The sequence below is a fragment of the Desulfuromonas sp. DDH964 genome (assembly GCF_001611275.1).
GTDB lineage: Bacteria > Desulfobacterota > Desulfuromonadia > Desulfuromonadales > DDH964 > DDH964.
Genome location: NZ_CP015080.1, coordinates 2273922 through 2292853 on the forward strand (window position 1 = coordinate 2273922; position 18932 = coordinate 2292853).

Genomic DNA, 18932 nt, shown 5'->3' on the forward strand with positions numbered 1-18932 from the left:
AAAACCCGTCTCTCGCGGATCAAATCTGATCACTTCGGATAAAAATCGGATCAGGCCAGAATCTGGATTCAGGCTGTCTCACGCAACGGCGCAACGACGCGACGTCAAAATTCAAAATTCTCCCATCCCCCCCTTCACCCCCCCTTCTTCTTCAACCGCTTGTTCAGGGTCTGCCGTCCCATGCCGAGAAGCTTGGCCGCCATCCCCTGGTTCCCCCTGGTACGGGCCATGGCCTGTTCGATGAGGTAGCTCTCCACTTCGTCGAGCGTGGGGAAATGCCCGAAAAATTCGATCAGAGGATTCCCCTCGGCCTCCTCGCTCGATGGCACTGTTGCCCCCCCGGTTTGTTGTTCCCCGATGATATTGCGAAAGGAGTCCATGGAGAGGACTCCCGATTCGTGCCGGGCGACGGCGTCGAAGACGAGGGCTTCGAGTTCGCGAATATTTCCCGGAAAAGTGTAGAGGGAGAGGAGAACGGCAAGTTCGGGGGGGGGCGTCGGCTTCTTCTTGTGCAGGCTGGTTGCGGCAACGGCGAGGAAGTGGTCGAGGAGCAGGGGGATATCCTCGCCCCGCTCGCGAAGCGGCGGGATATGGATGCGGTGGGCAAAGAGCCGGTAGTAAAGATCGTTGCGAAAGCGCCCGGCGTTGATCAGCTCCTGCAGGTCGCGGTTGGTGGCGAGGACGATGCGCGCATCGCTCTTGCGGATCAGATCGGAACCGACCGGATAGTATTCCTGCTCCTGCAACAAGCGCAGCAGCTTGATCTGGGACGCTTCGTTGAGATCACCGATCTCGTCAAGGAAGAGGGTGCCGCCAGCCGCCTTGGCAATCAGCCCTTCGCGGGCCTGGTCGGCCCCGGTGAAGGCCCCCTTCTTGTGGCCGAAGAGGGTGTCGGTGAAGAGGTTGTCGTCGAGGCCGGCGACGTTGAGGGGAACGAACTCCCCCTTGCAGCCGCTTAAGGTGTGGATGGCCCGGGCAAAGAGCTCCTTGCCGGTGCCGGTCTCCCCGCTGATCATGATCGGGGCCCGGGTTTTGGCGACGACCTCCACGTACTGGAAGAGGGCCCGCAGCTTCTTGTCCCCGGTGACGATGGCGGAAAAGGCCTCGGGGTGGTCGAGCTGGTCAAAAAGGAGCCGTTGCTTGAGGGATTGCAGCTCACTGGAGAGGCTGGAAACCTCAAGGGCCTTGCGCACGCTGGCGATCAGCCGGCTCGGTTCGACCGGCTTGACCAGGTAGTCGAAGGCGCCACTCTTCATGCAGTCGACGACGGTGGCGATGTCGTCGTTGGCCGTCACCAGGATCACCGGAACCTGGGGGTAGTCCCGGACAATCCGCGGCAGGAGTTCGGCCCCGGAGAGGTGCGGCATATGCAGGTCGAGGACGATGACAGAGGGAGGGCGCATCGCAAAAAACGATAAAACTTCGCGACTGTCATCGAGGGTTTCGATCTGGCCGACATTGGCGCCCTGCAGGCAAAGGCGACCGGTGGCGAGGATGTGGGGCTCGTCATCGACCAGCAAAATCATCTTTTCGGTGCTGTTCACTGGGGGCATGGGGCAGATTCCTTGGCCGGTTCGGCGGCCGGCAGGCGGGCAGTGAAGGTTGTACCCTGACCAGGCAGGGAAGAGAATTCGAGGACGCCCTGGTGTTCACGCAGAATCGACTGGCAGATGGACAACCCGAGACCGGTTCCGCCACTGTCGAGCTTGGTGGTAAAAAACGGATCCATGATCTGTCGCCCCTGCTCCGGGGTGATACCACACCCTTCGTCCCGGACTGTCACCAGCACCTGGCCGGCGCCAGCATCATAAAGGGTGGTCAGCCAGATGCCATGACTGCGGCCGGGCAGCGCCTGGCAGGCGTTCATCAGCAGGTTAATGACCACCTGGGCGATCTGCTGCCCGCTGCCGCGGACCAGGGGGAGATCCTCCGCCAGGTCGAGGTGAAAATATTCGGTGAACTTGACCAGCTGATGATGCAGGATGGTGACCGCCGCCGTCGCGACCTGGTTGAGGTTGAAACGGGCCCCGGCAATCTGCCGTTCCTGGCGGGCAAAGCCCTTAAGGTTATTGACGATCTCGTTGATGCGCGTGGCGCCGTCCAATATGCCGGCGAAGAGCTCCGGGGAGTGCCTATCGAGCTCGGAAAAGGCTATCCCCCCGAGCAGGAAATCGCCGTTTTCGGCTGCGTATTCCCGCAAAATCTTGCGGGCGTCATCCCAGGACCTGGCCAGAACCCCGGAGTTGGCGAGGATGAAATTGTTGGGGTTGTTGATCTCGTGGGCGACCCCGGATACGAGCAGGCCAAGGGAGGTCATCTTGTTGGCCTGGATCAGCTTGGCCTGGATTTCCCGGGCCTCCTTTTCCATCTGGATGCGCTCGGTCACATCGCGGAAGGTACAGTAGACGAGATCGATCCCCTGCAGGGTCATGATTTTGCAGCGGGTCGAAACGACGAACTCTTCACCGTCTTTGCGCTGTCCGGCAAAGGTATCGAGGCTGGTCGCGGTCCCCCGCCCCGCTCCGCTGATGGTCAGTTTGAGTCGCGCCAGGTCGGCGGCTCCGGTCAGGAGGTCGAGCCCCTCGGCAAAGAGTTCTTCTTTGTTGTAGCCGAAGAGATGTGTCGTGGTGTTGTTGACATCGATGATCGAACAGCTGCCAGGTTTAAAGAAGACGATCGCGTCCTCGCTCTGCTCGAAAATCTCACGAAAGCGGTTTTCGCTCTCTCGCAAGGCGCGTGCGGCCTCCTTGCGACTGCTGATATCCCGCATAACCAGCAGAAACTCGGTGCGTCCGTATTGCTGGATACGGCTGAGCGATACTTCCATGACCAGTTCCGACCCGTCCTGCCGGATTCCGGAAAGCTCCCGAAAGGGGTGCCCCTGATCATTTCCCGGCTCGACAGCCGAACCCGCCAGGTTTTCAAATTGTGGTTCATTGGGACCGAGCAGGAGGTTTACCGACCTTCCGACAACCGCTGCGGCAGGGTAGGCAAAAATTCTTTCCGCCGCCGGATTGAAGGACTGGACCCGGCCATCGGCATCAAGGGTCACCACGGCGTCGATCAGCTGGTCATGAATCGCCCGAATCCGGCTCTGTTCGTTGAACATCCGCCGGCGCAGCGGCAGCGCGACGAGAAACCAGAGTGCCGGCGCCACCAAAATGGTGGTGATGATGGCATCGACGATCTGCCAGGAGAGGTAGAGCGACCCGGGGAGAACCAGGGCCATCAGGTTTTCCTGCAGCAGGTCGGCCCCAAAGACCATGAAGAGGAGGAGGACATAGATCCCCATAGGGGTGCCGAGCAGGTCGGGAAGGGAGTCGGGCTGCCGTTGCAGATTGTCCCGGGTAAGGAGCACCCGCAGGATCGGGGCGCAGACCAGGGTCACCAGGCTGGCATCGATCAGGTTGCTGAGTTGGCGGTTGGTCCCGTCCCAGAGCTGGGGCTCGAAGAGCATTAGGGTCGTGTTGACGACGAAAATCGTGGCCAGGATTTTGAGAAAAAGAAGCACCTGGCGTTGGCGCCGAAGGTGGGCAACATCCCTGGGATTTGGCCGGTGGGACAGAACGATGAGGTACCAGACTGGCCACAGCAGCAGACCGATCAGGACGCCGCTATCAAGCAGGGCCGAGGGAATGCGGCCGATATGGAGAAAGGTGGCGGAGAAGAGTTCCATCACCGCCAGCCCGGTGGCGAAGAGGGCAAGCAGCAGGAGGATGAAGAGTCCCCCGTCGCTTCCGGCTGCGGAGTTATCGGCCTGGCGTTCGGTCATGGCGGCAATAAGGAATCCGGGCGGCTCGGGTTCAGGGTCCGGTGTGACACTGCGCAGAGCAGGAACGGTGTAAGCAACAGTATAAGGGATATGGTGGACAAAGAACAGCCCACCCCCTCAGGACTCAGCGCTGGGCCTTCCCTGCAACAAAGTCCCTCGTTGTCTGATTTTTTGCACCAATTGTATGTATTTGTTTTTAAAGTGAATCCTGAGAACATGCCGGATTTTTGCGGTTTTTGCCGACACCCATCGGGGAAGATAAACACCTCAATTTATATTGCATTTCAGGCACTTCCAGAATGGCACAATTAATGAAAGCACCCCAAGTGGATAGAACGCTTAAACCCGCGCGCAAGGCACCCCGGGATCCACACCATGGAACGGCCATCCATCTTTTCAGCAACGCTCGGGCTCTCTCCCCCCTGGAAGGTCACCGCGGTGACCTATGCCAGCGATGAAAATCGTCTCGACATTACGATCGACTTCGACCTTGGCAGCCAGTTTCGCTGCTCCTGTTGCGGCAAAGACCTCACCCCCGGCCAGGTCACCCAGGAAGTCTGGCACCACGATGACTTCCTCCGCTACTCCACCTACCTCCACGCCCGCGTCCCCCAGATCGAGTGCAGCTGCGGCCGCACCTTCCCGGTTGAGCGTCCCTGGTCGCGGCCGGGGTCAAGGTTTGCCCAGTTGCAATAGGGGTGGAAAGAATAGAACGTGGAATGCGAAACACATTGATCAAAGGACCTTCCCCGTCCCCCGTTTTTCATCCCCCGTCCCTCAATAAGCAAACACCATCTCCGCAGACAGGAGGTGCAGGTCGCGGTCATCTCCGGCAACCCGGTCAAAATTGCGGACCTGGTCATAGCGATAACCGGCCCTGATTTCATGGCGGGGGCGATAACGCCAACGCGCCTCGATGCCGGGCTGCAGGTGGCGCTCCGTCACCGGGCCACTGACTCCGCGCTGCTCGTAATCGCAGGAAAAGGTGAGATCGAGGTCGGCGTCATACTGCCAGGCGACCGCAGCGAAGAGGTCACGGGAGTCGCCCCCGGCGTGGTGACCGAGAAGACGGCCATTGTAGGTATAACCGGAGCGGTAGGTGCTATGGCGATACCAGACCGGGCCGTTATCGCTGAACGCGAGGTTGGCGTACTCGAGGCGCAGGGAGAGCCGGCCGTTGGCGTCGAGCTGCGGCAGATAGGCGCCAGCGAGCCAGGCCGGCTTGGAGATGAAGTGGTTCGCTTCGTCCTCGCCGCCGAATTCGCCATAGAGTTCGAGCCCGCCCAAGGGGGCAATGCGCAGGCGGGCATCGAGGGCGGCAATGGAGTTGGCGTTGTCGCTGGAACCGGCCGGCGGGTTGCTGCCGATCACCACCTCGACAAAATCGCCGAAGCCGACGGAGGGGCGCCCCTCCCCGCCGAAGGTCGAGGTGCGGCTGGCGCCGAGTTCGAACCAGGGAAAGGGCTTGATGGCGAGGCGCATGCCGCTGAGGTACGGCTCAGGCACAACGCGCTCGGCTTCGAGGCGGCTGACGAAGAGGTCGAAATGGAACGGGCCGAGGTAACGGAACAGCCACGGCAGCGGCTTGGCCTCCGGAGTGGAGAGACGGATCATGTCGAGGGGGCGGGCGTTGTTGGAGAGGATCAGGGTTCCATGGCGCCCCTGCCCCCACCAGAGTTCCTGGCGGCCGGCGAAGAGATCGACCCGGCCGAGGGAGAGGGTCACCCCGCCTCCCTGCAGCCGCAGATCGCCCCCCTCCCCCTGCCGATATTCAAGCAGCGGTTCCCAGTCAGCAAGCAGAAATCCATAGCGCGCGGCGCCGGAGAAGCCGGCCTCCAGGTTGAACCCTTCGGCAGCACTGCGCCCGCTGCGGTTGTAGTCAGGGGCGAACTGGACCGCATTGACCCCGGGGAAGGTGTTCGCTTCCCCTTCCCGGAAGAGGAGACCGACCCGGGCGGTGTCGAGGGGGTGCAGGTAGCGCACGCTCTCCTGTGGCGGCAGAGTCTGCTCGGCCACTTCGGCGGCAAATTCACCCCGCAGGCGTTCGAGCAGCTCGCCGGCGGCGGGGACGACCCAAAGGTTCGGATTCACCTCTGCCAGCTGGCGCCCCACCTCGAGTCGGCTCCAGGGGCGGTTCCCCTGCAGGGCCGAATCGATCACCCCCAACCCTGCGAGCTTTTCCAGCGCCGGGTAGACCCAGCTGTCGAGGGGAACGGTCGGGGAGGGGTTGGCGAAGGCGGAGAGGGGGAGAAGAATGACGAGCAGAATAAGGAAATGCCTACATTGTTTCATATTCAGATTCCTTCCCATGAGACCGGATTGGGGAACGGGGGACGCGGGACTCGAATAACCCAATTCCAGTACAAAGATAAATGAACTACCCCGCAGCAAGCTACGGGGTATCAAAAAGCGTTAACTGCTCGCGGTGCAATTGCTGATACTCTTTTTCTCGGCCTTGATTTCTAACATAGGTCGCAATGGTTTTCTCATTACCCTTTTGGCCTACAGTGTTCACAAAATAGCCCTTTGTCCAAAATTCGCCACCCCATAGTTGCTTTTTAACCGATGGGACTCGTTTGAATATTTCTCTGGCCGTAATGCTTTTGATGACTCGTGCAATCTGCGTTGGGCTGTACATTGGAACCGACTGCACCAAAAAGTGAACATGGTCTTTGTCGGTCCCAATTTCTACGAACTGAATCTCGTATCTTTTGGCGATCTCAAGGCAGACCTCTTTGAGACAGCCATCAACCTCTGGGGTGAAAACAACCCGGCGGTATTTTGCTGGGCAAACAAGATGGTATAACAGCACAGAAACATTATGACTTTTGTGTACATATTCGCTCATGTCGCCAATATTTCATATTGGCGATAGCGAAGCAAGCTTCGGGGAATTGGACCCCCCTGAGATTAACCAGCGGCATGAGATACCAGCCATCGGGGTCGTTCCCGTCCCTCGTTCCACGTCCCCCTCCTCCCTCCTTACCCATTCCGTATCCTTGGATCCGCAAGGGCATAGCCCAAATCGGCGAGCAGGTTGCCGGCCAGGGTGAGGACGGCCCCGATCACCAGCACCCCCATGATCAGGGGATAGTCGCGCATCATCACCCCGTCGTAGAAGAGCTTGCCCATGCCCGGGATGGCAAAGATGGTCTCGAAGATGACCGAGCCGCCGATCAGGCCGGGAACCGAAAGGCCGAGGATGGTGATGACCGGCAGCAGGGCGTTGCGCAGAGCGTGGCGGTAGATCACCGCCCGCTCGCCGAGCCCCTTGGCGCGGGCAGTGAGGATGTAATCCTGGCGGATCACCTCAAGCATGTTGGAGCGCATGTAGCGGGAGAAGCCGGCGAGCCCGCCGAAAGCGGAGATAAAGACCGGCAGGATCAGGTGACGACCATAGTCAGCGAGGCCGGCCCAGAAGCCGAGATATTCGTGGCCAAGGGACTTGAGGCCGGCAATCGGCAGCCAGCCGAGGCGGACGCCGAAGTAGTCCATGAGCAGCAGCGCCAACCAGAAACTGGGGGTTGCAAAACCGATAAAGACGAAGACGGTGGTGCCGCGATCGAAGAGGGAATTGCGCTTTGTTGCCGAGAGGATGCCGATGGGGATGGCGCAGGCGAGGATGGCGGCAATCGACAGGACGTTGATGAGGATCGTCACCGGCAGCCGTTCGGCGATCTTGCGGGCGACCGGGCGGTGGTCCTGGGCAAAGGAGTCGCCGAAGTCGAGGCGCACGATCCGCCCCAGCCACTTGCCGTACTGGACGATCAGCGGCTGGTCGAGATCATACTGGGCCCGCAGCCGCTCCCGCAGTTCCACCGAGACCTCGGGGTTGAGCTGGGTCTGCAGGTCGGTCGGCTCCCCCGGCGCCAGGTGGATGACGGTGAAGGAGATGATGGTGATCCCGAGCAGCAGCGGGAGCATGGTTAACAGTCGTTTGATTAAATACAAGAGCATTATTATGGTCTCGGGACGAGGGACGCGGGACGGGGAACGCGAACAATCTGAAAATCAAGCAATTCCGGATTATGCAAGACCGGACTCCTCAGCCGGCCAACTTCTTTTGCTTGGATCGGATCAAACCACCCAGGAGTGAAGAAATGATGGTGGTCTCTGCTATCCACTACCGGCCAATTTCCCGCTGGATATAGTCGATTTCCATGCCGATGTAAACCTGGGTTCTTAATTCTCCACAGGAACCCTTGGCATAACGTAGAAATTTAATGCAATCGGCCGGAAGGGAACGTTCTATTCCTTCGGCAATATTGCTTGGAATGGAGAGCCCCGAGCGGGTAACCTGGTCCTTGAAACCGAAATCCCGCAAATCCCTGAGCTCCCGATAAAGGTCGGCACTTAAACGGGCCGCCCTCCGCCAAACTTCGAGATTTTCAAATCGCGCCGGAGCCCCGACATTTCCTCCTGCCATAGATTGCACAATTCATCCCCCTTGCGGATATCGTCCTTCCTCGTCCCCCGTTCCCCGTCCCTCGTCCCGGCGTTAGATTGCCGCAGCAATCTAACGCCCGTACTTCTGCTCGCTCGCGGGAACGTACCACTTGATGAAGTTGTACGAAATCCCGGCCGGGGCCGGTTCGATGCCGTGAATCCGGGCGGCAACGACAGGGAGGGCGTCGGGGACGTAGAGGAAGGTGTAGGGCTGCTCCTCGGCCAGGATCTCCTGGAAGCGGTCGTAGTAGACCTTGCGCTGCGCCTGGTCGAGGGTACGCCTTCCTTTTTCAAGCAGCTCGTCGACCTCGGCATTCTTGAAGCCGACAAAGTTGAGTTCGCCGGGCCCGGTCTTGCTTGAGTGCCAGACGTTGTAGCCGTCGGGATCGATGGGGATGGTCCAGCCGAGGATGGTGGCATCGAAGTTGCCGGGGTTGATGAACTCCTTGAGAAAAGAGGCCCACTCGATGACCCGCAGCTTGACATCGACACCAATCTCGCGGAAGCGCCGCTGGATGATCTCGCCGCTCTTGGTGCGCTGGTCGTTCCCCTGGTTGGTGACGATGGTGAAGGCAAAGGGCTGGCCATCCTTGTCAAGGATGCCGTCACCGTCACTGTCCTGCCAACCGGCTTCAGCGAGCAGCTCCTTCGCCCGGGCCGGTTCGTAGGGGTAGCGCCTGACCGCGGCGTTGTAGGGCCAGGTGCCGGGCTTGTAGGGCCCGGTCGCTTCCTGACCGAGGCCGAGGAGAACACCGTCGATGATCTCCTGCTTGTTGATGGCAAAAGCCAGCGCGTGGCGCACCCGCCGGTCCTTGAACAGCGGCCGGTTCAGGTTGTAGCCGAGGTAGGTATAGGCGAAGGAGAGGTAGCGATACTTGTTGAAGCGGCGGCTGAATTCGGCCGCGTCGGTCTGGCGGGCGTACTGCAGCGGGGTGAGCCCCATCATGTCGAGGCCGCCGGCCTTGAGCTCGAGAAACATCGTCGATTCGTCCGGGATGATCCGGTAAACCACTCGGTTCAGCCGCGGCCGGCCTTCAAAATAGTCGGGGTTGGCCTCCAGCACGATCTTCTCGCCGGGAAGCCATTCGACGAACTTGTAGGGGCCGGTACCGACGGGAGCCCGGGAGAGGGGGCTTTTGGTGACGTCCTGGCCGGCGAGCAGGTGCTTCGGCATGATCCCCACCGCCCAGCTGATCAGCGCCTTGGCGAGCGGCTTCTTGTAGCTGACGCGCAGGGTCAGCGGGTCGAGGACTTCGACCTTGTCGACCTGCTTGTAATTTTCGGCATAGGCGGTCGGCACCGCGGGGTCGATATAGGTCTGGTAGGTAAAAAGGACATCTTCGGCGCTGAAGGGGGCGCCGTCGTGCCACTTGACCCCGGGGCGGAGATGGAAGGTGATGACCAGGTTGTCGGCGGAAACCTCCCAGGATTCGGCGAGTTCCCCTTCCAGCCGCAGGTCCTTGTCGTAACGGACCAGCCCGTTGTAGATCATGCCGGCGATCTCGGAGGAGGAGGCGTCGGAAGCGAGAACCGGCAGCAGGTTGCTGGCATCACCGATGGACCCCTCGATGATGGTGTCGCCATAGGCCGGCTCCGCCGCCTTCCCTTCGGCAGGGATGACCGGCTCGCGCCGGTCGCAGCCAGCGAGAAGGAGCGTTACCAATAGAAAAATGATGAATTTTGAATTTTGAATTTTGAATTTCAATGTCCGATTCTCCAAATTGAAAGGTCCTCCATGATGTGGATGTTTCCTGAATAATGTTCAGCAACAACTGCGCCGGGAATCCCCATGGAGTTATTCCTGACCAGTAAATTCAAAATTCAAAATTCAAACCGCCTCATCACGGCAGTTCCTCCACCACCACCCCCACCGGAGGCAGGAGGTGAAACAGGGCGGCGGCCAGGTCGACATTGAGCTCGACTTCCGTGAAGTGAATGGTGGCCGTTACGGCGTAGCCGGGCAGCAGCAATTCGGCGTGGCGGGGAAAGGGCGGCGGGCCGGAACCGAAATCACTGTAGCCGACTTCAAGCAGGAGTTCCTTGCCGTCGTAGTAGGCGGCACCGGTCAGCTGAAGATCCGCGGCGAAACTAAAGACCTGCCGCCGCGTCCCCGGCCCGTCCAGGAAGAGCCGGTAGCTGCGGTCAGCATCCCCGCTGTCGCCGCGCATCTCTTCCCAGGGGAGGAGCGGCGGACGATAGAGGAGCAGACCGACGAGGTCGCCAAGACGGAGCGGCAGACGGGTAAAACGCCGCAGGTTCTCGGCGCTGGCAGGTCCCTGCAGAAAGCGCCCTTCGCCGGGGAGCAGGGCAGCGAGGGTTTGGCCGTCACTTGCGAGTACCAGCAGCGGCGAACCGAAGGGGCTGAGGGTTTCGGTGCGCAGCCGGTCGGGGTAACCGGCGAGGATAACCTGCCGGACAGTGAAATTTTTTTCGCCGTTGGCGAGCTGGACCTTGGCCAGCCCGCGCAGGGAGGTGACATCAGCACCACAGCTCTCCACCTGCTGCAGCAGCACGCCAGCGGCAATCGGCGGGAGGGCCGGCAACGGTATCGGCGCCTGGGGCGGTGCACAGCCAGGCATCATGAAAAGCAGAAGCGCGACAAGAGCCGCGAAGCAGCCTCGGTTCCATCGGGGCCAGTAAATGCCGGCCCGGCAGCGGTCGGTCGGCACAGGTCTCACTCTTTCAATTGTTGCAGAGATTTCTCAAGTTTCTGCTTTATCGCCCTGTTTTCCGGGTCTTTTTCGAGAATCCTGCGATAGTAGAGGGCCGCCAGGTCGTAAAGCCCGGCGGCCTGACAGACATCGGCGAGGTGTTCCAAGACAACTTCGTCGCCCGGCAAGCCATCGGCGGCCTTCTGCAGGTGCCGCAGGGCGGCATCGTATTCGCCGCGCTGGTAGAGCACCCAGCCGAGGGTATCATGAATGTGGGGCAGGTCGGACAGCGCCAGCGCCCTCCGCGCATAGGCCAGGGCCTGCTCCAGGTTTTCGTCCCTTTCGGCCCAGCGGTAGGCGAGGTAGTTAAGGGCCTCGGCATGTTTCGGGTCAAGGTGAAGAATCTGCTTCATGACCTCGGCGGCCTGGTCATGCTGACCCTTCTTCTCGAACAGAATGCCACGCTGGTAAAGGAGCTGCAGGTTGTCCGGAAAAACCGCAAGCCCGCGGTCTACGATTTCCAGGGCGGCCGGCTCCTGGCCGGTGGCGCCATAAAGGGACGAAAGGAAAACAAAGATATCGGGGCGGTCGGCGGGGGACTTCAGCCGGGTTTCGAGCAGGTCGATCGCTTCGCCGCTGCGATCGAGAGAATCAAGCAGATAGGCGCGGTGCATCAGGGCGTCGTCAGCAAAGGTAGAGTCGTCGGCAATGGCGGCAAAGGTGTCGAGGGCTGCCGGCAGATCCCCCTGGCGCTCGAGGGCGACGCCAAGATAGTAGCGCACCTGATCAAAGTCGGGCTGTTCTTCGACCAGTCCTCGGAAGAGGGCCACCGCGGCGGGCCAGCGCTCCTGCTCGATGGCGATCAGGCCGAGCTTGCGCCGGGCCTCAAGGTCCTCGGGGTCGAACTGCAGCAGGGCCTCCAGTTCGTCCCGGGCGGCGCCGAGCTTGCCGACGCTGATCAGGACCGCGACGAGGTGATGGCGCAGACGGCTGTCGGCCGGGTCTTCGGCGAGCAGCTGCCGATAAATCTCCAGGGCCTGGTCGAGGCTCCCGGGCGCGGACTCATAAAAACGGGCGAGATCGAGCTTTGCTTCGCGCAGATCCGGCCGTTCCTTGAGCAATTGCAGATAGGTCGACTCGGCGCGCCCGCGCAGACCGGTCTCCTGGTAGAGGCGGGCCAGAGCGAGGTAGCTCGTCTCCACCTCGGGGTGGGCGATGATAAAGGCCTTGAGGGAATCGATGGCGGCCCCGGCCTCGCCATTCTTGGACAGTGCCACAGCGAGCTGCAACTGGAGGTTTTCATCGTCCGGGGCAAGGGCGACAGCGGCCCGGAATTCAGCGACGGCAGCCGCATATTCCTTGCGGTTGAAATGGAGCCGGGCGAGCATGACATGGGCGTCCAGGGAGGCGGGATCGGTGGCGAGGGCATCTTCTACAGCCCGCAGAGCCGGCTCCTCCTCACCCTGGCGCAGATAGACCTCGGCCACGGCAAGACTCAGGAAGCTGGAACCGGGGTCGAGTTTCCGTGCCTTTTCAAGCGCCGCCAGTGAGCCGTCCAGGTCCCCGTCGGTCGCCAGCAGATTGGCGAGGCTGAAATAGTAAAAGGCGGTTCCGGCAGGGCGATCGGCCAGGCTGGAGGGAATTTCCACCACGGCTGAAGGTGCGGCCTGGTCGATAGGTCCCGGCTTGAAACCGGACCACCCGCACCCCCCGAGCAGGAGGACGAGGACGAGACCGAAGTGCCGGAAAGAGCGGAGTGGATTCACGGCGGGCAAGAACTCCAGGTGGCGGGGGAAAATCGTTCCGGGTCAAACATTTGCCGGCTGCTGCCAACTGCCGCATGAAATTATCACACCCCCCCGGCAGCGTCAATCGCCTTGCCGCCGTTCCGGCCACTTTACAGGAGCGATGGACGTGATAATGTTTCATGTAAAAACGCTGGGTTAGAGTTTATGGCCAGGTCTGGCGAGGAAGGGAAACCGATGGAGGAAGCGGAACTGCATCAGCAGCTGCTGAGCCGGGAAGCCTGGCCGGGGAGCCGGGGCCGGGTCGTGTGCCGGGAGACCCATGCCTCCCGCGTCTATCTCGTCGGCGACCACGTCTACAAGGTCAAGAAACCGGTCAATTTTGGCTTCCTCGACTTTTCCACCCTGGAGAAAAGAATTCACTTCTGCACCGAAGAGGTCCGCCTCAACGACCGCTTCGCTCCTGGCACCTACCTTGGCGTAGGCGAGTTGCGCCTCGCCGCGGGCCGGGTGCAGCTTGGCGGGGCCGGGGAACGCGTCGAAGTGGCAGTGATCATGCGCCGTTTGCCCCGGGCCCGCATGCTGGAACACCTGATCGCGCGCAATGCGAGCGAACTGCCGGCGGCCATCGAATTGGTGGGGAAGCGTATCGCCCATCTGCATGAAACCTCTCCCGTCGCGCGCGGGCCGGCAACGGCCGACCGCAACCAGGTCAGGGCCAACTGGGAAGAAAATTTTCGTCAGAGCGAGCCCTTCATTCCCGCCCTCCTCTCAGAGCGCGCGGCAACCTTGGCACGCCGCTATGTCGCGGACTTTTTCCGCGAGAACGGCGCTCTCCTCGTCAATCGGGCCAAAGCGGGCTTCGTTCGTGACGGCCACGGCGATCTGCACAGCGCCCACATCTGCCTGACCCGACCGATCCGGATCTTCGATTGCATCGAATTCAACCCCCGCTTTCGCATTGCCGACACGAGCGCGGATCTCTCCTTCCTGCTCATGGACCTCGAATTTCTCGGCCGTCATGACCTGGCCGCAGCCCTCCTCGCCGGATACCGCAAGGGGGGTGGTCCCGACCCCGGCCCGCGGCCGCTGGTGACCTTTTACAAGGTCTATCGTGCCTGGGTGAGGGGCAAGGTCGACGGCCTGCTGGCGACGGCGCCCGCGGCCGAGGGCCGGGCCCGGGAAGGGGGCGCAACCCTGGCCCGCCGCTATTTCAACCTCGCCCTCGGCTACCTCGCTCCCCGCCGCCTGTTGTTGACCTGCGGCCTGATGGGAAGCGGGAAATCGACCCTGGCCGGGACCCTCGCCCGCAGTCTCGGGGCGAAGGTCTTTCGCTCCGATCTGGTGCGCAAGGAGCTCGCCGGCACCATTGGTGAGGAGACGGCCGCCCTCCCCTTCGGCGCCGGGATATACGGGCGGGAAATGACCCGCGCCACCTACCAACGCCTCTTCGACCTGGCAACGGAATCGGCCCAAGAAGGAACTGTGATCATCGATGCCGCCTTTACCGACGGGGAAGCACGGCGGGATTTTCTCGCCCGGGCCGCCGCCCGGGGGCTCGCCCCCCTCCTGCTCTACTGCCACTGCCCGGAGCCGGAAGCCCGGCGGCGTCTGGTTGCACGCCAGCAGCAGGGGGAAGACCCTTCGGACGGGCGCCCTGAGCTCTATAGCCGTCAGGCCGCCGGGTTTGCCGCACCGACGGCGGCGGAGCCGTGCATTACGGTCGACACCACCCGGGATGTCGACTATAATGTGCAACTCGTCATCTGCCAGCTCCTCGATGGCACCGACCCCAGGTAGCAACGGCAGCTAACACCTGGCCTCAATCCTTTCGGGACGCTGAAATGGGCGATCACTCCGACAACCAACCGCGCCTGCGGGAAGCATGGGTCCTCTTCTTCATTCTCGGGGTCGTCATGCTCAACTACCCCTTCCTGCAAATCTTCAACAAGACGACCACCTTCTTTGGCATTCCCCTGCTGATACTCTACTTTCTCCTCGGCTGGCCCGCGTCGATCCTGGTCATCTATCTCTTTTCCCGTTCCCTCCCCCGGCGCCCCAGGAACCAGCCGGCGGATAAGCAGGACCCGGGAGGGAGCGAATGATCCCGGTCTGGCTGCTTGCCATTACCTCGCTCCTCTATTTCGGTCTCCTCTTCGGGGTCGCCTACTATGCCGACCAGCGCCGGGCTGCCGGCCGCAGCCTGATCTCCAATGCCCACACCTACAGCCTCTCACTGGCCGTTTATGCAACTTCCTGGACCTTCTACGGCAGTGTCGGCCGCGCCGCGACCAGCGGCCTCGACTTCCTCCCGGTCTATCTCGGTCCGACCCTGATTGCCTTCTCCTGGTGGTTTTTGCTGCGCAAGATGGTTCGGGTCAGCAAGGAACAGAACCTCGTCAGCATCGCCGACTTCATCTCCAGCCGTTACGGGAAATCGGCCACCCTGGGCGCCGTGGTGACAGTCTTCGCCGTCCTTGGCATCATGCCCTACATCGCCCTGCAGCTGAAGGCGGTGGCCCATACCTTCGACCTTTTGTCCAATCCTCTCGCCGGTCCCGGGAAGTCACTGCACCAGCTGCCGAACCTCGGTTTCCGCTTCGATACGGCCCTGGTCGTTGCCCTGATCCTGGCCCTTTTCGGCGTCCTCTTCGGCGCCCGCAATCTCGACGCTTCCGAGCGGCACGAGGGGCTGGTCGCGGCAATTGCCCTCGAATCGCTGGTCAAGATCGTCGCCTTCGTCGGCGTCGGCATTTTTGTTACCTTCGTCATGTTTGACGGTTTCGGTGACATTTTCACCGACTTTATGAGCCGTTTTCCGGACCGCCAGGACCTGCTCCTGATCAACAGCGGCGACAACAGCTACGCTCACTGGGTTTCCCTGACCTTCATCTCGATGATGGCGGTGATGTTCCTCCCCCGCCAGTTTCACATCATGGTCATTGAAAACTCCGATGAGGAGCATATCAAGAGTGCCATGTGGCGTTTTCCGGCCTACATGTTCCTGATGAACCTCTTCGTCATTCCCATCGCCCTCGCCGGCCTGCTGATGTACAACGGCGACACCCAGGGCGCCGACTACTTCGTTCTGACCCTGCCGCTCCAGTTCGGCCAGCCCTGGCTTGCCCTCCTCGTCTTCATCGGCGGCTTTTCCGCCTCGGCCGGGATGGTCATGGTCTCTTCGGTCGCTCTGGCGACCATGGTCCTCAACCACCTGGTCATGCCGCTGATCATCCGCATGAAGATCGAGGCCGCGGACATCTCCGGCCTGCTGATCATTATCAAGCGCCTCGCCATTATCGCCGTGATCTTTCTCGGCTACCTCTACTACTGGCTGCTCGGCGAATCCTACGCCCTGGTCAACATCGGCCTGATCTCCTTCATGGCCGCAACCCAGTTTGCACCGGGCCTGATCGGCGGCCTCTACTGGCGCCATGCCACCCGTGGCGGCGCCCTGACCGGGCTGATTCTCGGTTTCATCCTCTGGTTCTATACCCTGCTCGTTCCCTCCTTCGTCCGTTCCGGCTGGCTCGACCATTCGATTCTCGACCAGGGGCTGTTCGGGATTTCCTTTCTGCGCCCGCTCGAACTCTTCGGACTGACCGGTTTCGACATCTGGACCCACGCCCTCTTCTGGACCCTCCTCTTCAATGTCGGCGCCTTTCTCGCCATCTCCCTCCTCTCCGCAACCTCCCGTGCCGAGGCGGAGCAGGCGATCAAGTTCGTCGACGTTTTCGTCCCCCAGCGGGCACCGCTGCAGCGGGAGAGGATCAGCAAAGCCCCCTCGGTGATGGAATTCGTCGAACTGATGACCAAGTTCATCGGGGAAAAGCAGGCCCACACCGCCATCAGCCAGTACCTGGGAAATCGGGAGATCGACGAGCGGGGGAGCCTTTCCGAATACGAGCTGCCGAACCTCAAGCGTTTTACCGAACGGACCCTGGCCGGTTCCGTCGGCGCCGCCCCCGCCCGCATCATTATCGAAAACTACCTGGCGACCCGCGGCAGCCGCATGGAGGATGTTTTCGATATTTTCGGCTCGGTCACCTTAAGCCGCACTTCGAGCCGTGAGCAGCTCGGGGTCCTTTACGAATCGGCCCGCCTGGTCGCGAGCGGCGCCAATCTCCAGTCAATCCTCGACGACATCCTCCAGTTGCTGCAGCAGCAGTTCAAGTTTGACCTCGGCGTGATCCGCATTCTCGACGACGACCGCAACACCCTGGTGGTACAAAGCCAGGTCGGCATGAGCAGCGAGCATCTCGGCGAATCGGAACGGGACCTCAACATGGAGACCTATATCGGCGCCACCTACCTCACCAATTCGACGACGGTGGTCAATGATACCGACTTTATGGACAAGGCCTTTTCCGCGGTGATCATCCACCGCGAGGGGATCAAGTCCTTCGCCCACACCCCCATCGTCATCGAGGGACAGCCGATCGGCGTCCTGTCGGCCTTCTCCCGCACCTCCAAGGGGATGCTGACGGAAGAATTCATCGCCCTGTTCGAGAACCTCGCCGGGCTGATCGGCGTTGCCTGGCGCAACGCCCGGCAGACCGCCGGCCTGATTGCCGCCCGGGAACAGGAACGGGAACTGCAGATCGCCAAGAATATCCAGGTCAGCCTCCTCCCCGACCATACGCCCGATTTCCCCGGTATCAAGCTGGCCGGAATCTGTGTGCCCGCCAGCCAGGTCGGCGGCGACTACTACGACTTCCTCCCCCGTACTGACGGCCGAATCGACCTGGTTATCGCCGACGTCTCCGGCCACAACGTTGGCGCCGCCCTGATCATGGCCGAAACGCGCACCTTCATTCATGCCCGCACCACCGATTTTGGCGAGGTCCACCGGGTCATGGAAGAACTCAACGAGTTCTTTTACGCCGATCTCACCCGGGCGGAACTCTTCATCACCATGTTCTACTGCTCCTTCCACCCGGAGACCCACCGCCTGACCTACGCCAGCGCCGGTCACAACCGGCCGCTCCTCTGGCGCAGCAGCCGCGGCGCCTGCGATCGGCTCGATGCCGAGGGGATGATCTTCGGCATCAAGCGCCAGATTGTTTTCGAAGAAGAAGCCACCGACCTCGCGCCAGGAGATATACTCTTTCTGTACACCGACGGCGTGACCGAGGCGATGCATCCAGATTCGGGAGAACTTTTCGGCGAAGAACGCCTCTGTGAACTCCTGGCGGGTCTCAAGGACCTCCCCCCGGAGGGAATCATCGAGGAGGTTCTGCGCCAGGTCCGAACCTTCACCGGCCTGCACAGTTTCCAGGATGACGTTTCCCTGATCGTGATGAAGGTGGAGTAAGGGACGGGGGACGGGGAATATCTTTTGACCATTCCCGTTCCGCATCCCGCGTCCCTCTCCCTCCCCTTTCTCCTGTTGCCGGGCGCATCGTTGTGTTATCTTTTACAAAACCATCCAGAGGGAGGAGTCGGGATGAATCTCAATATTGAGGAACAGGGGCAGGTGGTACGGATCGATATCAGGGAGGAACGCCTCGACGCTCACAATAGCGGCGAATTGAAGGCGGAGATGCTCAAGCTCTTTGACGAGGGGAAAAGCAGTATCGTCATCGACCTCAAGGATGTGCGCTTCGTCGATTCATCGGGCCTGGGCTCTCTCGTCTCCGGCTTCAAGAATGCAAGCGCGCGCAACGGTAATCTCAAACTGTGTGGCCTGCAACCGCAGGTCAAATCGATGTTCGAATTGACCAGGCTGCATCGGGTCTTCGAAATTTTCCCGGCGGCCGATGAGGCGCTGGCCAGTTTCTGACCAATCCTTCTGTCAGGCCGGGGGCAGAAGACAAGGATAGTCTGGCAACGAACGGTTCCCATGAAAAAGTTCGGCTGGTTGTTGCAGGGGAAAAGGCAGAGGGTCGAAAACGATGGCGGAAAACATCGAGGTCGATATCAAGGTGCCGAACCAGACCCGTTACCTGGGCCTGATCGGCAAGATTGGCGAGGATATCGCCCGAACCCTGAAACGTTATCGGGGGGACCGGGAAGAGTTGGCTTACCAGATGAATCTGGTGCTGACGGAAGCCATGACCAACGCCATCCGCCATGCCAACGAGGATGACCCGGCACGGGAAGTCCATATCACCATCAGCATTCTCAACCGCACCCTCTCGATCAAAGTCTATGACCAGGGGCAGGGATTCGACGTGACAACCCTGCCCAGCCCTGACTTCAAGGGGCTTAACGAACATGGCCGGGGGGTCTACATTATCCGCTCAATCATGGATACGGTCTCCTACCGCCGGCATAATGGTGGCCATGTCCTGGAAATGACCAAACTCCTCCAGTAAC

15 protein-coding genes are annotated in these 18932 nt (G+C 61.0%); 6 read left to right on the top strand and 9 right to left on the bottom strand.

Annotation, left to right across the window (positions count from 1 at the left end):
* Positions 1-134: 134 nt before the first annotated feature.
* Together DBW_RS10440 and DBW_RS10445 are read right to left on the bottom strand one after the other, a co-directional pair.
* Positions 135-1553, bottom strand: coding sequence for a sigma-54-dependent transcriptional regulator (locus DBW_RS10440; RefSeq protein WP_066727477.1), 1419 nt, complete (start codon positions 1551-1553; stop codon positions 135-137).
* A complete protein-coding gene (locus tag DBW_RS10445; protein ID WP_066727478.1) occupies positions 1541-3772 on the bottom strand; it encodes a PAS domain-containing sensor histidine kinase in 2232 nt (743 codons plus the stop codon). The genes DBW_RS10440 and DBW_RS10445 overlap by 13 nt, the downstream gene beginning before the upstream one ends.
* A 375-nt stretch (positions 3773-4147) precedes the next feature.
* Here DBW_RS10445 and DBW_RS10450 point away from each other — a divergent pair, with 375 nt between their 5' ends.
* Entirely contained in the window at positions 4148-4468 is a 321-nt protein-coding gene (locus tag DBW_RS10450) for a hypothetical protein (RefSeq protein WP_066727479.1), read from the top strand.
* Positions 4469-4549: 81 nt separating this feature from the next.
* Here the strand turns inward: DBW_RS10450 and DBW_RS10455 are convergent, their stop codons facing one another.
* The 7 genes from DBW_RS10455 to DBW_RS10480 form a co-directional block, all read right to left on the bottom strand.
* A complete protein-coding gene (locus DBW_RS10455; RefSeq protein WP_066727480.1) occupies positions 4550-6064 on the bottom strand; it encodes a capsule assembly Wzi family protein in 1515 nt (504 codons plus the stop codon).
* A gap of 100 nt (positions 6065-6164) precedes the next feature.
* Complete coding sequence (gene tnpA, locus DBW_RS18165; RefSeq protein ID WP_082820217.1) at positions 6165-6620, bottom strand: IS200/IS605 family transposase; 456 nt, start codon at positions 6618-6620, stop codon at positions 6165-6167.
* A 134-nt stretch (positions 6621-6754) separates the two neighbouring features.
* A complete protein-coding gene (locus tag DBW_RS10460; protein WP_066727481.1) occupies positions 6755-7729 on the bottom strand; it encodes an ABC transporter permease in 975 nt (324 codons plus the stop codon).
* A 166-nt stretch (positions 7730-7895) separates the two neighbouring features.
* On the bottom strand, positions 7896-8198 hold the full coding sequence (locus DBW_RS10465; RefSeq protein WP_082820296.1) for a four helix bundle protein: 303 nt from the start codon (positions 8196-8198) through the stop codon (positions 7896-7898).
* A gap of 90 nt (positions 8199-8288) precedes the next feature.
* Positions 8289-9923 carry a peptide-binding protein gene (locus tag DBW_RS10470; RefSeq protein ID WP_082820297.1) on the bottom strand — a complete coding sequence of 545 codons (1635 nt, stop codon included), beginning with the start codon at positions 9921-9923 and terminating at the stop codon, positions 8289-8291.
* Between the two features lie 136 nt (positions 9924-10059).
* Positions 10060-10761, bottom strand: a complete 702-nt coding sequence (locus tag DBW_RS10475) for a hypothetical protein (protein WP_066727482.1) — start codon at positions 10759-10761, stop codon at positions 10060-10062.
* 131 nt (positions 10762-10892) lie between these two features.
* A complete protein-coding gene (locus DBW_RS10480) occupies positions 10893-12635 on the bottom strand; it encodes a tetratricopeptide repeat protein (RefSeq protein ID WP_157471868.1) in 1743 nt (580 codons plus the stop codon).
* A gap of 186 nt (positions 12636-12821) precedes the next feature.
* Between DBW_RS10480 and DBW_RS10485 the strand changes: the two genes are divergently transcribed.
* The 5 genes from DBW_RS10485 (at position 12822) to DBW_RS10505 (ending at position 18931) form a co-directional block, all read left to right on the top strand.
* A complete protein-coding gene (locus DBW_RS10485) occupies positions 12822-14414 on the top strand; it encodes a bifunctional aminoglycoside phosphotransferase/ATP-binding protein (protein WP_157471869.1) in 1593 nt (530 codons plus the stop codon).
* 44 nt (positions 14415-14458) lie between these two features.
* A complete protein-coding gene (locus DBW_RS10490) occupies positions 14459-14719 on the top strand; it encodes a hypothetical protein (protein WP_066727485.1) in 261 nt (86 codons plus the stop codon).
* Entirely contained in the window at positions 14716-17928 is a 3213-nt protein-coding gene (locus tag DBW_RS10495; RefSeq protein ID WP_066727486.1) for a SpoIIE family protein phosphatase, read from the top strand. The genes DBW_RS10490 and DBW_RS10495 overlap by 4 nt, the downstream gene beginning before the upstream one ends.
* Before the next feature lie 132 nt (positions 17929-18060).
* Positions 18061-18396, top strand: a complete 336-nt coding sequence (locus tag DBW_RS10500; protein ID WP_066727487.1) for an STAS domain-containing protein — start codon at positions 18061-18063, stop codon at positions 18394-18396.
* Positions 18397-18508: 112 nt separating this feature from the next.
* A complete protein-coding gene (locus DBW_RS10505) occupies positions 18509-18931 on the top strand; it encodes an ATP-binding protein (protein ID WP_066727488.1) in 423 nt (140 codons plus the stop codon).
* Position 18932: the final 1 nt, after the last annotated feature.